The organism is Dyella thailandensis (assembly GCF_050749815.1).
In the GTDB taxonomy this organism is placed as follows: domain Bacteria; phylum Pseudomonadota; class Gammaproteobacteria; order Xanthomonadales; family Rhodanobacteraceae; genus Dyella_A.
In genome coordinates this window covers 665,937-681,436 of sequence record NZ_CP192735.1, presented here as the reverse complement: position 1 = coordinate 681,436, position 15,500 = coordinate 665,937, and the positions used below count along the sequence as shown (strand labels likewise).

Annotated in this window: 11 protein-coding genes; 6 read left to right on the top strand and 5 right to left on the bottom strand. The window is 68.6% G+C overall.

Features of this window, described 5'->3' with window-relative positions; translation table 11 throughout:
- Positions 1 to 17: 17 nt before the first annotated feature.
- The 3 genes from ACQVBX_RS02980 to ACQVBX_RS02970 form a co-directional block, all read right to left on the bottom strand.
- Positions 18 to 3,737 carry a methylmalonyl-CoA mutase family protein gene (locus ACQVBX_RS02980; protein WP_431636421.1) on the bottom strand — a complete coding sequence of 1,240 codons (3,720 nt, stop codon included), beginning with the start codon at positions 3,735 to 3,737 and terminating at the stop codon, positions 18 to 20.
- A 296-nt stretch (positions 3,738 to 4,033) separates the two neighbouring features.
- Positions 4,034 to 5,098 (bottom strand): hypothetical protein, encoded by a 1,065-nt coding sequence (locus ACQVBX_RS02975; RefSeq protein WP_431636420.1) that lies wholly within the window; start codon positions 5,096 to 5,098, stop codon positions 4,034 to 4,036.
- Between the two features lie 64 nt (positions 5,099 to 5,162).
- Positions 5,163 to 6,107 (bottom strand): transporter, encoded by a 945-nt coding sequence (locus tag ACQVBX_RS02970; protein ID WP_431636419.1) that lies wholly within the window; start codon positions 6,105 to 6,107, stop codon positions 5,163 to 5,165.
- A 150-nt stretch (positions 6,108 to 6,257) separates the two neighbouring features.
- On the opposite strand from ACQVBX_RS02970, the gene ACQVBX_RS02965 reads away from it, so the two are divergent.
- Positions 6,258 to 7,730 carry a PLP-dependent aminotransferase family protein gene (locus ACQVBX_RS02965; RefSeq protein WP_431636418.1) on the top strand — a complete coding sequence of 491 codons (1,473 nt, stop codon included), beginning with the start codon at positions 6,258 to 6,260 and terminating at the stop codon, positions 7,728 to 7,730.
- Positions 7,731 to 7,751: 21 nt separating this feature from the next.
- On the opposite strand, the gene ACQVBX_RS02960 is transcribed toward ACQVBX_RS02965, so the two are convergent.
- Positions 7,752 to 8,675 (bottom strand): alpha/beta fold hydrolase, encoded by a 924-nt coding sequence (locus ACQVBX_RS02960; protein ID WP_431636417.1) that lies wholly within the window; start codon positions 8,673 to 8,675, stop codon positions 7,752 to 7,754.
- A gap of 10 nt (positions 8,676 to 8,685) precedes the next feature.
- Positions 8,686 to 9,288, bottom strand: coding sequence for a TetR/AcrR family transcriptional regulator (locus ACQVBX_RS02955; RefSeq protein WP_431636416.1), 603 nt, complete (start codon positions 9,286 to 9,288; stop codon positions 8,686 to 8,688).
- 110 nt (positions 9,289 to 9,398) lie between these two features.
- On the opposite strand from ACQVBX_RS02955, the gene ACQVBX_RS02950 reads away from it, so the two are divergent.
- From ACQVBX_RS02950 to ACQVBX_RS02930, 5 genes are all read left to right on the top strand, one after another.
- Positions 9,399 to 10,196, top strand: a complete 798-nt coding sequence (locus ACQVBX_RS02950) for a M48 family metallopeptidase (protein WP_431636415.1) — start codon at positions 9,399 to 9,401, stop codon at positions 10,194 to 10,196.
- 108 nt (positions 10,197 to 10,304) lie between these two features.
- Positions 10,305 to 10,640 (top strand): YXWGXW repeat-containing protein, encoded by a 336-nt coding sequence (locus ACQVBX_RS02945; protein WP_431636414.1) that lies wholly within the window; start codon positions 10,305 to 10,307, stop codon positions 10,638 to 10,640.
- Between the two features lie 211 nt (positions 10,641 to 10,851).
- The gene (locus ACQVBX_RS02940; protein ID WP_431636413.1) at positions 10,852 to 11,955 is read left to right on the top strand and encodes a Glu/Leu/Phe/Val dehydrogenase dimerization domain-containing protein; all 1,104 of its coding nucleotides are present in this window, start codon (positions 10,852 to 10,854) and stop codon (positions 11,953 to 11,955) included.
- A 99-nt stretch (positions 11,956 to 12,054) separates the two neighbouring features.
- Positions 12,055 to 14,202: a YccS family putative transporter gene (gene yccS, locus ACQVBX_RS02935; protein ID WP_431636412.1), complete on the top strand. Its 2,148-nt coding sequence runs from the start codon at positions 12,055 to 12,057 to the stop codon at positions 14,200 to 14,202.
- Between the two features lie 103 nt (positions 14,203 to 14,305).
- Positions 14,306 to 15,463, top strand: coding sequence for an isovaleryl-CoA dehydrogenase (locus ACQVBX_RS02930; protein WP_431636411.1), 1,158 nt, complete (start codon positions 14,306 to 14,308; stop codon positions 15,461 to 15,463).
- Positions 15,464 to 15,500 lie beyond the last annotated feature (37 nt).

The window sequence follows — 15,500 nt, the reverse complement described above, 5'->3', positions numbered from 1 at the left end:
TCGCGACGGTGTAGGTGTTACATGTTGCGGCGGTACTCGCCGCCTACGTCGTACAGCGCGTGGCTGATCTGGCCGAGGCTGTGGGTCTTGACCGCTTCCATCAGCGCGTTGAACACGTTGCGGCGCTCGCGGGCAGTGTTCTGCAGGTAGCGCAGGCCGTGGCCGTCATGCTTTTCGCCGGCCGCAGTGGCGTCTTCGGCCACGTGGGTGAGATCGGTCTCGCCCTGCGGGGCCAGGCCATTGCGCGCGGCCTGCCAGGCTTTGACGTTGGCGATCTGCTGGCCCTTCTCTTCTTCCGTTGAGCGGATCAGCTCGATCTCGGTGGCGATCTCGCCGCCGTGGTCCTTCGGCAGGAAGGTGTTGACGCCGATCAGCGGCAGGCTGCCGTCGTGCTTCTTGTGCTCGTAGTACAGGCTCTCTTCCTGGATCTTGCCGCGCTGGTACATGGTGTCCATGGCGCCGAGCACACCGCCGCGCTCGCTGATGGCCTCGAACTCCTTGTACACGGCCTCTTCCACCAGGTCGGTGAGCTCGTCGACGATGAAGCTGCCCTGCCAGGGATTCTCGTTGAAATTGAGGCCCAGCTCCTTGTTGATGATCATCTGGATCGCCACCGCGCGGCGCACGCTTTCTTCGGTCGGCGTGGTGATCGCCTCATCGTAGGCGTTGGTATGCAGGGAGTTGCAGTTGTCGAACAGCGCGTACAGCGCCTGCAAGGTGGTGCGGATGTCGTTGAACTGGATCTCCTGCGCGTGCAGGGATCGGCCGCTGGTCTGGATGTGGTACTTCATCATCTGGCTGCGCGGGCTGGCGCCGTAGCGCTCGCGCATGGCGCGGGCCCAGATGCGGCGGGCGACGCGGCCGATCACGGTGTACTCCGGGTCCATGCCGTTGGAGAAGAAGAAGCTGAGATTCGGCGCGAAGTCGTCGATGTTCATCCCGCGCGCGAGGTAGTACTCGACGATGGTGAAGCCGTTAGACAGCGTAAAGGCGAGCTGGCTGATCGGGTTCGCGCCGGCTTCGGCGATGTGGTAACCGCTGATGCTCACCGAGTAGAAGTTGCGCACCTTGTGGTCGACGAAGTACTGCTGGATGTCGCCCATCATGCGCAGCGCGAACTCGGTGGAGAAGATGCAGGTGTTCTGCGCCTGGTCTTCTTTCAGGATGTCCGCCTGCACGGTGCCGCGCACGCTGGCCAGGGTCTCGGCCTTGATCTTTGCGTAGGTCTCCGCGTCCACCAGCTGGTTGCCGGTGACGCCGAGCAGGCCCAGGCCGAGGCCGTCGTTGCCGGCTGGCAGCTCACCGGAGTAGCGCGGGCGCTCGCGGCCTTCGAACAGCTTGGCGATTTTCTTTTCCGCCTCGGCCCAGCGCGTGGCGTCGGCCTTGAGGTACTTCTCCACGTTCTGGTCGATCGCGGTGTTCATGAACATCGCGAGGATGATCGGCGCCGGGCCGTTGATGGTCATGGAGACCGAGCTGGTGGGCGCGGACAGGTCGAAGCCGGAGTACAGCTTCTTCATGTCGTCCAGGGTGGCGATGTTGACGCCGGAGTTGCCGATCTTGCCGTAGATGTCCGGGCGCGGCGCCGGGTCTTCGCCATAGAGGGTGACCGAGTCGAACGCGGTGGACAGGCGCGTGGCGGCGCCACCCTGGCTGAGGTAGTGGAAGCGGCGGTTGGTACGCTCGGGCGTGCCCTCGCCGGCGAACATGCGAGTGGGGTCTTCGCCGCTGCGGCGGTACGGGTACACGCCGCCGGTGTAGGGGTAGTGGCCGGGCAGGTTTTCCTTGCCCAGGAACAGCAGCTGGTCGCCCCAGTCGCGGGTCTTGGGCGGCGCCACCTTGGGGATCTTCTGGTGGCTGAGCGACTCGCGGTAGTTCTCCACGCGGATGGTCTTGCCGCGCACCTGGTACTCGTTGACCTCGGCGGTGACCGATTCGCGGAGGGCGGGCCAGTTGCGCAGGAGTTCGATCGATTCCTTGGTCAGTTCGCCGAGGGCGGCGTTGTAGCGCTGGCGGAGCAGGAGCAGGGAGCGGTCGGCTCCCCTCTCCCCGTGGGAGAGGGGCTGGGGGTGAGGGTTCGGGGCTTGCGTGGAGGCGTTCGCTGCGGGCGTACCCTCACCCTCGGTCCCTCTCCCGGCGGGAGAGGGATGCAAGGCGTCGCTGCTGTAGAGATCCAGCGGTTTTGGAAGCTGCTCATCGCCCAGCTCCTTCAGCGCCTCGTAGCAGTGCTGCGCCTTGCTGGCCTGCTCGGCCTGTTTGGCGATGGAGGCGTTGATGCCGCGGCCCTGCTCGGCGATCTCGGCGAGGTAGCGCACGCGGTTGCCGGGAATCAGCACGGTGGCGCGCGGCTCCTTCAGGCTGGTGTCCAGGTGCGGCTGCCAATCGCAACCGCCCTTGTAGGAGCCCACCTTGTGGGCGAGCTCGGCGTCTGAGGTGGCCTGGTCGCGCACTGGGTGCGCTCCTACACCTAGGTGGAGCTTTTCGCGCATCAGCCGGCACAGGTTGGTGAACATCCAGGTGACGCCCGGGTCGTTGAACTGGCTGGCGATGGTCGGGTAGACCGGCACGTCTTCGTCCTTCAGGGCGAAGGCGGTGCGGTTGCGCTTCCACTGCTTGCGTACGTCGCGCAGGGCGTCTTCGGCGCCGCGCTTGTCGTACTTGTTGAGCACGATCAGCTCGGCGAAGTCGATCATGTCGATCTTCTCCAGCTGGCTGGCCGCGCCGTATTCGCTGGTCATCACGTAGACCGGGAAGTCGACCAGGTCGACGATCTCCGAATCGCTCTGGCCGATGCCGGCGGTTTCCACGATCACCAGGTCGTAGGGCTGGCTCTTGAGGAAGTCGATGCAGTCGTGCAGCACGGTGTTGGTGGCGGCATGCTGGCGACGGGTGGCCATGGAGCGCATGTAGACGCGGTGCGAGCGCAGCGAGTTCATGCGGATGCGGTCGCCCAGCAGCGCGCCGCCCGAACGGCGACGGGTGGGGTCCACCGCCAGCACGGCGATGCGCATCTTGGGGAACGCCTGCAGGAAGCGCAGCAGCAGTTCGTCCACCACGCTGGATTTGCCGGCGCCACCAGTGCCGGTGAGGCCGAGCACGGGGGTGTGCTTGCCGGCGAGCTGCCACTCCTTGCGCAAGCGGCTGAGGTCCGCGTCGGACAGGCCGCCCTCTTCGATCGCCGAGAGCATGTGGCCAATGCTGATTTCGTTGTCGACGTCGGCCTGCGGCACGCCGCCGCCGTGGCCGCGCGCGTGCTCGGCGGCAGCCTTGCCGGCGCGCGCCATCACGTCTTCGATCATCTCGGTGAGGCCGAGCTTCATGCCGTCGTTCGGGTGATAGATGCGCTCCACGCCGTAGGCCTGTAGCTCCTTGATCTCTTCCGGCGTGATGGTGCCGCCGCCGCCGCCGAACACGCGGATGTGGCCGGCGCCGCGCTCCTTGAGCATGTCCACCATGTACTTGAAGTACTCGACGTGGCCGCCCTGGTAGGACGACAGCGCGATGGCGTCGGCGTCTTCCTGCAGCGCGGCGCGCACCACGTCTTCCACCGAGCGGTTGTGGCCCAGGTGGATCACCTCCGCGCCCTGCGCCTGGATGATCCGGCGCATGATGTTGATCGCCGCGTCGTGACCATCGAACAGGCTGGCGGCGGTGACGAAGCGCAGCGGGGTGGCTTCGTGCGGGGTGTTCGCTTGCTGCGAATCGCTGGCGGGGACGTGCTTGGCGGGCGAACTCATGGCAACTCCGGACTGCGTGTGCTTGAACCGCCCAATTCTAAAGGGGTTCGCGCACAGACGCTTGCCGCAGCGCACGTACGAAGGCGTACGGGGTGCCGTTCGCGGCAGCGTCCGCGAGTGAGGCGATAGCGCCTCCTCAGAGGCGGATGGATCCGGCTACGGCAGCCGTAGCGTGCCAAGCGGATTTCCATAACCGGGGCTTCACCACGGGCTTCCGGCGGGTTCCCCGCAAGCCTTCGTCCATCGCCCCAGTCCTCTCCCCAGCGGGGCGCGGGAGGCGATCGCGCCCTGGCGGATCAGCCGCCCCGGCGGTCGGTGGAGGTCCAGGTGGACACCCAGGTCTTGCCGCCGTCGGTCGAGATGGCCCAGTCCTGCTTGCAGGATGTCGCGGTGATGTCCGACCAGACGTTGCGCGTCAGCACGGTCTTGCCATCGACCTCGTCCAAGCCGACGAAGGTGCCCACGCCATCCTTGAATTCGCCCACCAGTGGCGCGGCAAGCCGGCCGGAGGCGCTGTTGGCAAGGTAGACCCGCCACTGCCGCGTCTTGCGGTCGTACAGGCGCAGCGCGAGGTCCTCGATGTGATGGCCGTCGGAAGCATCGACTTCGAGCTGGCCGATATTGGCCCAGTCGTCCCACACGCGATAAACCTCATGGGTTCCGCCGAGACTGCTCTTCGCGCCGGGTGAGGACAGCGGATGCAGCACTGCCCGGATGCGGGTCGACCAGCGCCCCATGTTGAAGTCGAAGTCGTGCTCCGGCCCGGTGCCCGGCGTGGTGTGAGTGTCGTAGTCGGGGGCTTTCTTCAGCCGGGTGAGCTGGGCGACGAAGTTGGTGACCCAGGTCTTGCCGCCGTCGAACGAGGAAGCGATCTCGTAGTGGTAGGAATCCGGCGTGATGTTCGACCAGATGTCTTGCTCGAGAACCTTCTTGCCGTCGGACTCGGTCCAGCCGTGGAACACGCCGCGGCCATCCTTGAACTCGCCGTAGGTGGGCGGCTGCATCGTGCCGTCGCCGCTGCCCGCGAACTGCTCGCTCCACTGCCCGGACTCGGGGTTGTAGAGAAACAGCGTCAGGCCCTGGAAATGGCCGCCCGGGCCGGAGGCTTCAATCTTCTCCAGGTTGGCCTTGCCGTTCCACAGCGGCTGGTCGATCACCGTGCCGGTGAATGTCGTCCACTGGCCGACGCCCGCGGCCGTGACGTCGCGGCTCTTGATCTCGGTCTTCCACGTGCCGAAGTGGAAATCGAAGGCGTGCTGCTGGTCTTCGCCCCTGGCCGTGGCTGCGATCGATGGCGACGGCCACCCGAGCATCGCCGCGAGCATGAGCAGGCACGCCGGGAAGATCGTTTTTGTCTGCATGGTGCTCACCTTCTTGGTTGGAATACCTGCCGGCGTGGAGCGAGCCCCCGCGACCCGACTCGGCTCAGTGCACGTAGTTGATGGCGATCGCTGGCGTTACCGAGCGCGTGACGTTGTGGCCGCCGGGAATCACGCGCACGCCGAGCAACACGCCGATGTTCGGCGTCCAGCTGTATTCGACGGCCGGGGCGTAACCGAACGCTTCGCTTCGCGGCGACGCGAGTTGCACCGGCAGGCGCGGCGCCGCGGGCAGCGATGCCAGCGGATCATCGACGCCGCGCACGCGGGTGGGATCGTTGCGGCTGTAGGTGAGGTCCAGCGCCAGCACCCAGCGGCGGCTCAGGCTGTATTCGAACGAGGTGCCCACGTAGACGTTACCGCCCGGGTACGCCTTGCCGCGGAACGCCGGGCCGGTGCCGTAGCTGCTCACGCCAACCAGATCGGCGTGGCCCGACCACGTGCGGGTGACATTGAGGCGCACACGCAGGATGCGGCCGTTCGGCATCCAGAAGTAGCTCTGCGCGTTCAGGCCCAGCGTGTTCGCCCAGGCGCCGCTGCCCATGCCGTCGGCGGCGCGTGCCAGGCGCTGGTAACGGCCGGTGGGCACACCGAGTTGCCACTGCAGCGCGATCGTCGGCAGCCAGCTGCCCTCTTGGAACCGGGTCAGCCGGTACTGCGCCTGCAGGATCTGGTCGCCCGCGCCGATGCCGGAGCTGTTCGGGCCGCCGTGCATGGCGGTGTAGCCGATGATGGGGATGGCGCCGACGGTGAGGTTGTCGGTGAGGCCGTAGAGCACGTAGGCGCGCGAGCCGAAGTTGTCGGCGCCGTCGGTCATCACGTCGTAGACGTAGGGCTCCACCAGCACGTGGCCGCGCGGCAGGGTCTCGGCGGAATTGGCGAGCATCGGCCCGGTCCACCAGGCGTCGTCGCGCGATTGCCGCGCGGTGGCGGTGTCCTGCGCCGCTACCCCGCTGGCGAGAAGCGCGAACAGGGCGCCCGCTAACCCCATCCGGCCCGGTCGTCGTCGCGCTTTCGTCGCCGCCTGCTGCCTGCCCATCCCCACCTCCGCCGGTCACTGAAGGGTGCACCTTAGGCAGCCAAGTGGCTCACTCGAATAGCCACTTAGCTATGATCCTGCATAGCCACTTGGAAGCTCCCCATGAAGCGCGTCGCTGACAGCCTGCTACCCCCGATCGCGCTGGATGGCGCCAGTGGGACACCGATCTACCGGCAGCTCTCGGACTGGCTGCGGCGCGCCATCGTCGACGGTCAGCTGCAACCGGGCCAGCGACTGCCTTCCACCCGGGCGCTGGCCGGCGAACTGGCGGTGTCGCGGCTGCCGGTGATGAGCGCGTACGAGCAACTCCAGGCCGAGGGTTACCTGGAAACCTTCACCGGCTCGGGCACCTGCGTGGCGGGGTCGATCCCTCTGGGCATGGCGGCGGCGCCCCGCGGGCGTAGCAAGACCGCCGCGGTCGCGCCGTCCCCGGAGCGTCGCATCGCCGTTCGCGCTGCGGTGATTGCGCCGAGCGAACAGACCTGGCTGGAAAGCCAGGGCGCGTTCCGCATCGGCCTACCGGCGCTGGATGCCTTTCCGCTGGATACCTGGGCGCGGCTGCTGAGCCGGCACGCGCACCGGGCGAGCACCGATGCGCTGGTCTACGGCGACGCGCTGGGTTACCTGCCGCTGCGCGAGGCGATTGCCGACTATCTGCGCACGATGCGTGCGGTGCGCGCGGATGCCAGCCAGATCATGATCACCAGCGGCGCGCAGCACGGGCTGCAGATCTGCGCGCATGCCCTGCTCGATCCGGGCGACAGCGCCTGGATGGAAGAGCCCGGCTATCCCGGCGCGCACCAGGCGCTGGCCACCGTGGGCGCACGGGCGGTGCAGGTGCCGGTGGACGACGACGGCCTGGACGTGGCCGAAGGCATTCGCCGCGGCCCGGACGCGCGACTGGTCTACACCACGCCGTCGCACCAGTTTCCACTGGGCGTGACGATGAGCGCGGCGCGACGCATGCAACTGCTGCAATGGGCGGCGCGCGAGGGGCGATGGATCGTCGAGGACGACTACGACGGCGAATACCGCTTCGGCGGCAAGCCCGTGGCCTCGCTGCAGGGGCTGGATACCGATGCGCGGGTGATCTACGCGGGCACCTTCAGCAAGGTGATGTTTCCGGCACTGCGGCTGGGTTATCTGGTGCTGCCCAAGGATCTGGTGCCCGCCTTCCGCGCGGTGCGCGACGCGCTGGACACCTGCTCGGCCACGCTGCCGCAGCGGGCGATGACCGACTTCATCCGCGAAGGGCATTTCGCCCGCCACATCCGCCGCATGCGGGTGCTCTATGCGATCCGGCGCGCGGCGCTGCTGGACGCCATCGAGCATCACCTACCCGGCCGCCTGCAGGTGATCGGCGCCGAGGCCGGCATGCAGCTCACCGCGCTGCTGCCCGACGAGGTCGACGACATCGCGCTGTCGCGGCGGGCGGCCGAGATGGGCGTCTCGATCCGCCCGTTGTCACCCTGCTATCGCGGGCCGCAGCGCCGCCAGGGGATGATCCTCGGCTACGGTGCGGTGGATGGCCCGGCAATCGACGAAAGCATCCGCCGGCTCAAGCGCTGTCTCTAGGGGCGCGCGTCGTCGTGGCGATCAGGCCAAACCGAACGGCAGGTTCGGCGAGGCGACCACGCGCTCGCCCACCGCGGCGCCCGTGGCGAACGCGAGCACCGCATCGATCACCTCCGGCGCCTCCAGCACGCGGTGATGACCCAAGCCCTGCGTGGTGAACAGGCGCGCGCCGGGCCAGTGGCGGGCGTAGCGCTCGCCTTCGTCCCAGGGCACGTCGGCGTCGTCCAGGTCGTGCACGACCAGGCCGGGCTGGCCCAGCGCGGCGGCATGACGATGCATCTGCAGTTGTTCCACCGGCACGCCGGTGCGCGCTACCAGCCAGTCGTAGAACGGCCGACGCAGGTGCTCGCCCAGGCGTACGAAGCGGAAGTAGCGGCTGGCCGCGGCATCCATGTCCGCTGCGGGCGCGATCAAGGCCAGCCGGCGCGCGCGCCACGTGGTGTCCTGTGCCAGCACCAGCGCGGCGCCGCCGAGCGAATGGCCGATCGCCAGCTCTGCCCCGCCGTAGTGACGCCCGACCGCACGCACCGTGTCGGCGAACTCGGGCAGCGTGCAGTAGCGCCCGCCGCTGAGGCCGTGCCCCGGCTGATCGAAGCTCACCACGGCCAGGCCGAGCGCGCGCAACCGCTGCACCCACGGGCGAAAACGCAGACCGAAGCTGGACCAGCCGTGCACCAGCAGCACATACGGCTGCGTGGCCGGATCGCCCCAGACATAGGTGGCGATGCTGACGCCGTCGACCACGAGCCGCTCCTGACGCATGGACGGATCGGCCTCGGCCGCCCGCGCCCGCGCGCGGCTGCTGGCGAACGGCGTGGCGAACAGACGGGCGGCGCGCTCCACGGTGCGCCGCGGTGCCAGGCGCCCGCCTAGCGCGAAGCCGGTGCGCAGGGTGGCGAGCTTGAGACGGGTGGCGAGACTGCCGCGATGGGCGATCGATGACATGGGCGGCTCCTCAGGCTTGCCAGCTGCGCCACAGGCGCTCGAAGGCGGCATCGGCGCGCGCGCTGGCGGGCCCGAAGCCGAACAGGCCCGCGTCGTGGTGCAGGCCGAGAATGAGTGCATAGATCTCGAAGGCGATCTGCTCGGGATCGGCATCGGCGCGAAAGTGTCCCGCGTCGATCGCCATCTGCGCGGCCTTGGCGAGCACCTCACGCCACTGCGATTGCTGGCGCACCACGCCGTCGTGCAGCGCGCCCTCGCGGCCGTCGTACTCGCTCACCGCCGACAACAGCACGCAGCCTTCGGCGTGCGCGCACGACCAGTCGAACCAGCGCCGCACGATGGCGCGCAGACGTGGCAAGCCGCGTGGCTCGCGCAACGCCGGCACCATCACCGCGGCCGTGAAGCGCTGCGCGCCGGCGTCGAGCACGGCCAGCTGCAGATCTTCACGGGAACCGAAGTGGGCGAACACGCCGCTCTTTGACATGCCCACGTCGGCGGCCAAGTTGCCGATGGACAAGCCTTCCAGCCCGTCGCGGGTCGCCAGCGCGTAGGCATGGTCGAGGATGAGTTCGCGCGTCATGGCGCGCTTGGTGGGTGCAGGTGTGGCCGACATGGGCGAAAAATAGCACGACCGTTCGTTCTTTTTCCAGCAGCCGCTACACGAGCCTCCGACGTCGGCGGCGACTATCCTGAACGCCTTGCCATCCACAGGGAGTTCCTGCCATGCGCGCTGCCCTCGCCACCACCGCTCTCGCCGCTGCCATCCTGGCCGGCTGCGCCACCTCGCCCACCGGCCGCTCGCAATTGATGATCGTGTCCGATGCGCAGATGAGCCAGATGGGCATCACCGCATTCAACGACATGCGCAAGCAGGGCAAGTTTGTCGACGCCCCGCGCCAGCGCGCCTACGCCACCTGCGTGGCCAACGCGCTGATCGCGCAACTGCCGCCGCCGTGGAACGCCAATCAGTGGGAGGTGCAGATCGTCGGCGACGACACCGCCAACGCGTTCGCCCTGCCCGGTGGGCGCATCGGCGTGAACCAGGGCATGTTCAAGGTGGCCACCAACCAGGATCAGCTCGCCGTGGTGCTGGGCCACGAGCTCGCGCACGTGGTGGCGCGCCACGGCGCCGAGCGCGTGTCGGACAACTACGCGGCGCAGGCGGCGGTGGCCGCCGGCACCATCTACGCCGGCACCCGCGGCACCAACGCCGGCTATGCGGCCGCCGCGCTGGGCCTGGGCGCGGAAGTGGGCATCCTGCTGCCGTTCTCGCGCACGCAGGAAAGCGAAGCGGACGTGCTCGGCCAGCGCTACATGGCGCAGGCCGGCTTCGATCCGCGCGCCGCGGTGACGCTGTGGCAGAAGATGGGCGCGCAGGGTGGCAGCAAGCCGCCGGCGTTCCTGTCCACGCATCCTTCCAGCGGCAAGCGCGCGCAGGTGCTCGATCAACAGGCGCAGCAACTGTTGCCGGTATGGCAGAAGGCGCGCGCCGGCAATCACGCACCGAACTGCCGCCTGTAACGCCAGCCGACCGTCGCCTGAATACGGCGGGCGGTCGGCGTCAACACCGCCGCCACCCGCTCGTTTTTCCTCGGGCAGCCGCGATTCGCGGCGAAGACGGAGGACACCATGATCACGACGACCCGTAAGCTCGCCCTGCTCGCCGCCCTCGCGGTGGCCGCCACCACAGGCGCCAGCTACGCCCCGCCGGCCAGCGCCGCCCAGGTATCGGTGGGCATTTCGGTGGGCGTGCCCCCGCCGCCGCCGCGCTACGTGCGGGTGCCGCCGCCGCGCCGCGGCTATGTATGGGCGCCAGGCTACTGGCGCTGGGAACCGCACGCCCGTCGCCACGTGTGGGTGGGCGGTTACTGGGTGCGCGCACGGCCAGGCTACCGCTACGTGCCGGAGCACTGGGTGCATCACGGGCGCCACTGGCGCTTCGAGCGCGGCCACTGGGTGCGATGACCTGGCCCACCCCGGTTGTTGCGCCGCGGCAGCAACCGCCCGGGGGACGTACTAAACTGCCGGCCCCAAACCAAGCCCCAGCCCCCGCTGGGGCTTTGATTTTCAAGCCGTTGGCTTTTGTTTCCGCCGGAGAGGGTCGCGCGCTGCGGCTCTGTCCCACCCCGTGCGGCCGCCTTCCCTGGGCGCCGTCAAACTTGGAGTCACCGTTCGCATGATCTTTGAAACCATCGCCCAGACGGATCACGAGGAAGTCGTGTTCTGCCAGAACAAGGACGCCGGCCTGAAGGCCATCGTCGCGATCCACAACACGGTACTTGGCCCCGCCCTGGGCGGCCTGCGCATGTGGCCGTACAAGACCGAGGCCGAAGCGGTGAACGACGTGCTGCGACTGTCGCGCGGCATGACCTACAAGAACGCGGTGGCCGGCCTCAACCTGGGCGGCGGCAAGGCGGTGATCATCGGCGACCCGAGCAAGGACAAGTCCGAGGCGCTGTTCCGCGCGTTCGGCCGCTTCGTCAACTCGCTGGGCGGGCGCTACATCACCGCCGAGGACGTCGGCATCGACGTCAACGACATGGAATATGTGTTCCGCGAGACCGAGTACGTCACCGGCGTGCACCAGGTGCATGGCGGTTCGGGCGATCCGTCGCCGTTCACTGCGTTCGGCACGCTGCAGGGCCTGATGGCGGCGCTGCAGTTCAAGCACGGCAACGAGGACGTGGGCAAGTACAGCTACGCCGTGCAGGGCGCCGGCCACGTCGGCATGGAGTTCATCAAGCTGCTGCGCGAGCAGGGCGCAAAGGTGTTCGTCACCGACATCAACAAGGAGCTGGTACAGCGCGCGGTGGACGAGCTGGGCTGCGAGGCGGTGGGCCTGGACGAGATCTACGATGTCGACGCCGACGTGTATTCGCCGTGCGCGCTGGGCGGCACGCTTAACGAGAAGACCATCGATCGCATCAAGGCGAAGATCATCTGCGGCGCGGCCAACAACCAGCTGGCCACCAACGAGATCGGCGACGAGCTGACCCGCCGCGGCGTGCTCTATGCGCCGGACTACGCGGTGAACGCCGGCGGCGTGATGAACATCTCGCTGGAGATCGACGGCTACAACCGCGAGCGCGCGATGCGCATGATGCGGCAGATCTACTACAACCTGGGCCGCATCTTCGAGATCTCCAAGACCGAGAACGTGCCTACCTACCTGGCGGCTGATCGCCTCGCCGAAGAGCGCATCGCGCTGATCGGCAAGATCAAGCTGCCGCATATGGGCAACGGCGGCACCCGCTTCCAGGGCCGCATGCGCGGTCAGTAAGCGCCCCCGCTCCACTGCACGACGAAAAACGCCGGCCCCGCGCCGGCGTTTTTTATGCACTGCAGCAAACGCAGTGCGGGCCGAAGTATCCTCGCGCCGATGCCTGTCGCCGCCGCTCTCACCCACACCTGGCGCCGCTTCCGCGGCTCGGACCGCTACGCCGAATGCGTGCGCGTGTTCCTGGCGCTGGGCGGCATCGTGGCGTGGTGCCTGGCGCGCGGCGAACGCGCCGCGGTGATCCCGGCACTGCTGGGCGCCATCGCCTGCGCACTGGCGGAGACCGAGGATCACTGGCGCAATCGGCTGGGGACGCTGCTGGTCACGCTCGGCTGCTTTGCCGCTGCCTCGATCGCGGTGGAATGGCTGCTGCCCTCGCCGTGGCTGTTCGCGCTGGGTCTTCCGCTGGCCACCTTCGCGCTGGTGATGCTCGGCGCGGTCAGCGGACGCTACGCCACCATCGCCGGCGCGACGCTGATCCTGTCGGTGTACACGATGATCGGCGTCGACGCGGCAGCGGGCACCCGGTTCGATCCGCTGCGCGAACCGCTCCTGCTGCTGGCCGGCGCCGCCTGGTACGGCGTGCTGTCGCTGCTGTGGAGCGCGCTGGCGCCGCAGCAGGCGCTGCGGCTGGCGCTGGCGCGGCTGTTCGATGCGCTGGCCGACTACCTCGACGCGAAGGCGGCGCTGTTCGCGCCGGTGCACGGGGTGGATCGCGATGCGCTGCAGCTGGCGCTGGCCATGCGCAACGAGCGCGTGGTGCAGGCGCTCAACGCCACCCGGCTGGTGCTGGTGGATCGGATCGGCACGCGTCGCCCGCGCGGCGTCACCGCGGCGCGGCTGCAGCTGTACTTCATGGCGCAGGACATCCACGAGCGCGCCAGCTCCACCCATCATCCGTACGACGCGCTTGGCGAGGCGCTGTTCCACTCCGACGTGCTGTTCCGCTGCGCGCACCAGTTGCGGCTGCAGGCCACCGGATGCCGCGCGCGCGCCGATTCGCTTCGCCTGCGCACGCCGCTGCCGCCCGATCCGCAGCCGGGCGCCGCGCTGCGCGATCTGCGCGAGGCGATCGACGTCGCCACGCGGCACCCGCAGCACGCGCCGGAGGCGGACATCGCCCGCTCGCTCGATGCGCTCGCGCGCAACCTGGCGGCGATCCAGGCGTTGCTGGACGGGGACGCCGGCGCGCTCGGCTCCGAACGAGCCGCCGGCGCCCTGCAGGATCCCGGCCCGCAGTCGCTGGCGCAGGCATGGGCGCGAATCCGTATCCAGCTCACGCCGCGCTCGATGCATTTCCGGCACGCGGTGCGGCTGTCACTGGCGCTGCTGGCCGGTTACGGCGTGCTGCTGACGCTGCATCCACGCCATGGCTACTGGATCCTGTTGACCACGCTGCTGGTGTGCCAGCCCAGCTACGGCGCCACCCAACGCCTGCTGCTGCAGCGCGTGGCCGGCACCGTGCTCGGCCTGCTCGCCGGCTGGGCGACGCTGAAGCTTGCGCCGTTCGGGCCGTGGCAGATGGCGCTGATCGTGCTCACCGGCGTGGCCTTCTTCGCCGCGCGCCAGCGCCGCTACACGCTGGCGACGGCGTCGATCACGCTGTTCGTGATGCTGTGCTTCAACCAGATCGGCAGCGGCTACGCGGTGATGTGGCCGCGCCTGCTCGACACCCTGCTCGGCGCCGGCATCGCCGCGCTGGCGATCTACACGGTGCTGCCGGAATGGCGCGGCCGGCGCCTCGACCGCGTGCTGGCCGAGGCGATGCGCAGCGACGCGCGCTACCTCGCGCAGATCCTCGACCAGTACGCCAGCGGCAAGCACGACGACCTGCCCTACCGCATCGCCCGACGCGACGCCCACAACGCCGACGCCGCGCTCAGTGGCCTGCTCGCGGACATGCTGCGCGAACCCGATCGCATGCCGGCCAGCCGTGAGGCGATGCTGCGCTTCCTCACCGACGCGCACGCGCTGCTGGGGCAGCTGTCGTCGCTGGGCGCACACCGGCCCGTGACGCCGCGGGCGACCGCGAGCTCGATCCGCCACGAAGGCGAGCGGGTGGTGGCCACGCTCGATGGCTTTGCCGATGCGCTGGACGGCCATGCCGAGACGGCACGCGATGTCGCAGGCGTCTGCGAAGCGGTGACCGAGGCGGACGACACCACGCGCTTCGTGCTGGACCAGTTGGCCCGGGTGATGGCATTGCACCAGCGTTTGCGTGCGCATGCGCAGGCCCTGAGCGCGGGTTGATCGCCGCCGACCGACAGCCGCCGCGTTGTGCGTCGCGCCAAGGCCGGATGCACTGCGCGCGCTACCATGAATCGGTTTTCCACCTGTCATGGAGTTGCACCGCATGCGTCCGTTCCCCCTCGGCGAAGACCTCGACCTGCTGCGCGAGACCGTGCACGCCTTCGCGGAAAAGGAGATCGCGCCGCGCGCCGATCACATCGATCGCAACAACGCGTTTCCGGACGACTTGTGGCGCAAATTCGGCGAGCTCGGCCTGCTCGGCGTCACCGTGCCGGGCGAATACGGCGGCAGCGACATGGGCTACCTGGCGCACATGGTGGCGATGGAGGAGATCTCCCGCGCCTCCGGCTCGGTCGGCCTGTCCTACGGCGCGCACTCCAACCTGTGCGTCAACAACATCTTCCACAACGGCAACGAAGCGCAGCGGCGCAAGTACGTGCCCAAGCTGTGCTCGGGCGAGTACGTCGGCGCGCTGGCGATGAGCGAGCCGGGCGCCGGTTCCGACGTGGTCGGCTCGATGAGCTGCCGCGCCGAGAAGCAGGGCGACGTGTGGGTGGCCAACGGCTCGAAGATGTGGATCACCAACGGACCGGACGCCGACGTGCTGCTGGTGTACATGCGCACCGCGCCGCGCGCCGCCGGCAGCCGCTGCATGACCGCCTTCATCGTCGAAAAGGGCATGAAGGGTTTCTCCACGGCGCAGAAGCTCGACAAGCTCGGCATGCGCGGCTCCAACACCTGCGAGCTGGTGTTCGAGGATTGCGAGATTCCCGAGGAGAACATCGTCGGCGAGGTGAACGAGGGCGTGCGCGTGCTGATGAGCGGCCTGGACACCGAGCGACTGGTGCTTTCCGGCGGCCCGATCGGCCTGATGCAGGCGGCGATGGATCTCACCTTGCCCTACGTGCGCGAGCGCAAGCAGTTCAACGCGCCGATCGGCACCTTCGGCATGATGCAGGCCAAAGTGGCCGACATGTATACCGCGCTGCAGTCCTCGCGCGGCTTTGCCTACATGGTGGCGCAGCAGTTCGACTCGGGCGTGAAGTCGCGCATCGACCCGGCGGCCTGCCTGCTCAACGCCTCGACCAATGCGGTGAAGGTGGCGCTGGAGGCGATCCAGGCGCTGGGCGGCAACGGCTACATCAACGAGTTCCCAGCCGGCCGCCTGCTGCGCGATGCCAAGCTGTACGAGATCGGCGCCGGCACCAACGAGATCCGCCGCATGCTGATCGGCCGCGAGCTGTTCCACGGCAAGAGTTGAATCGGCCGGCGCATCTCGCCAACGAAAACGGCCCGCG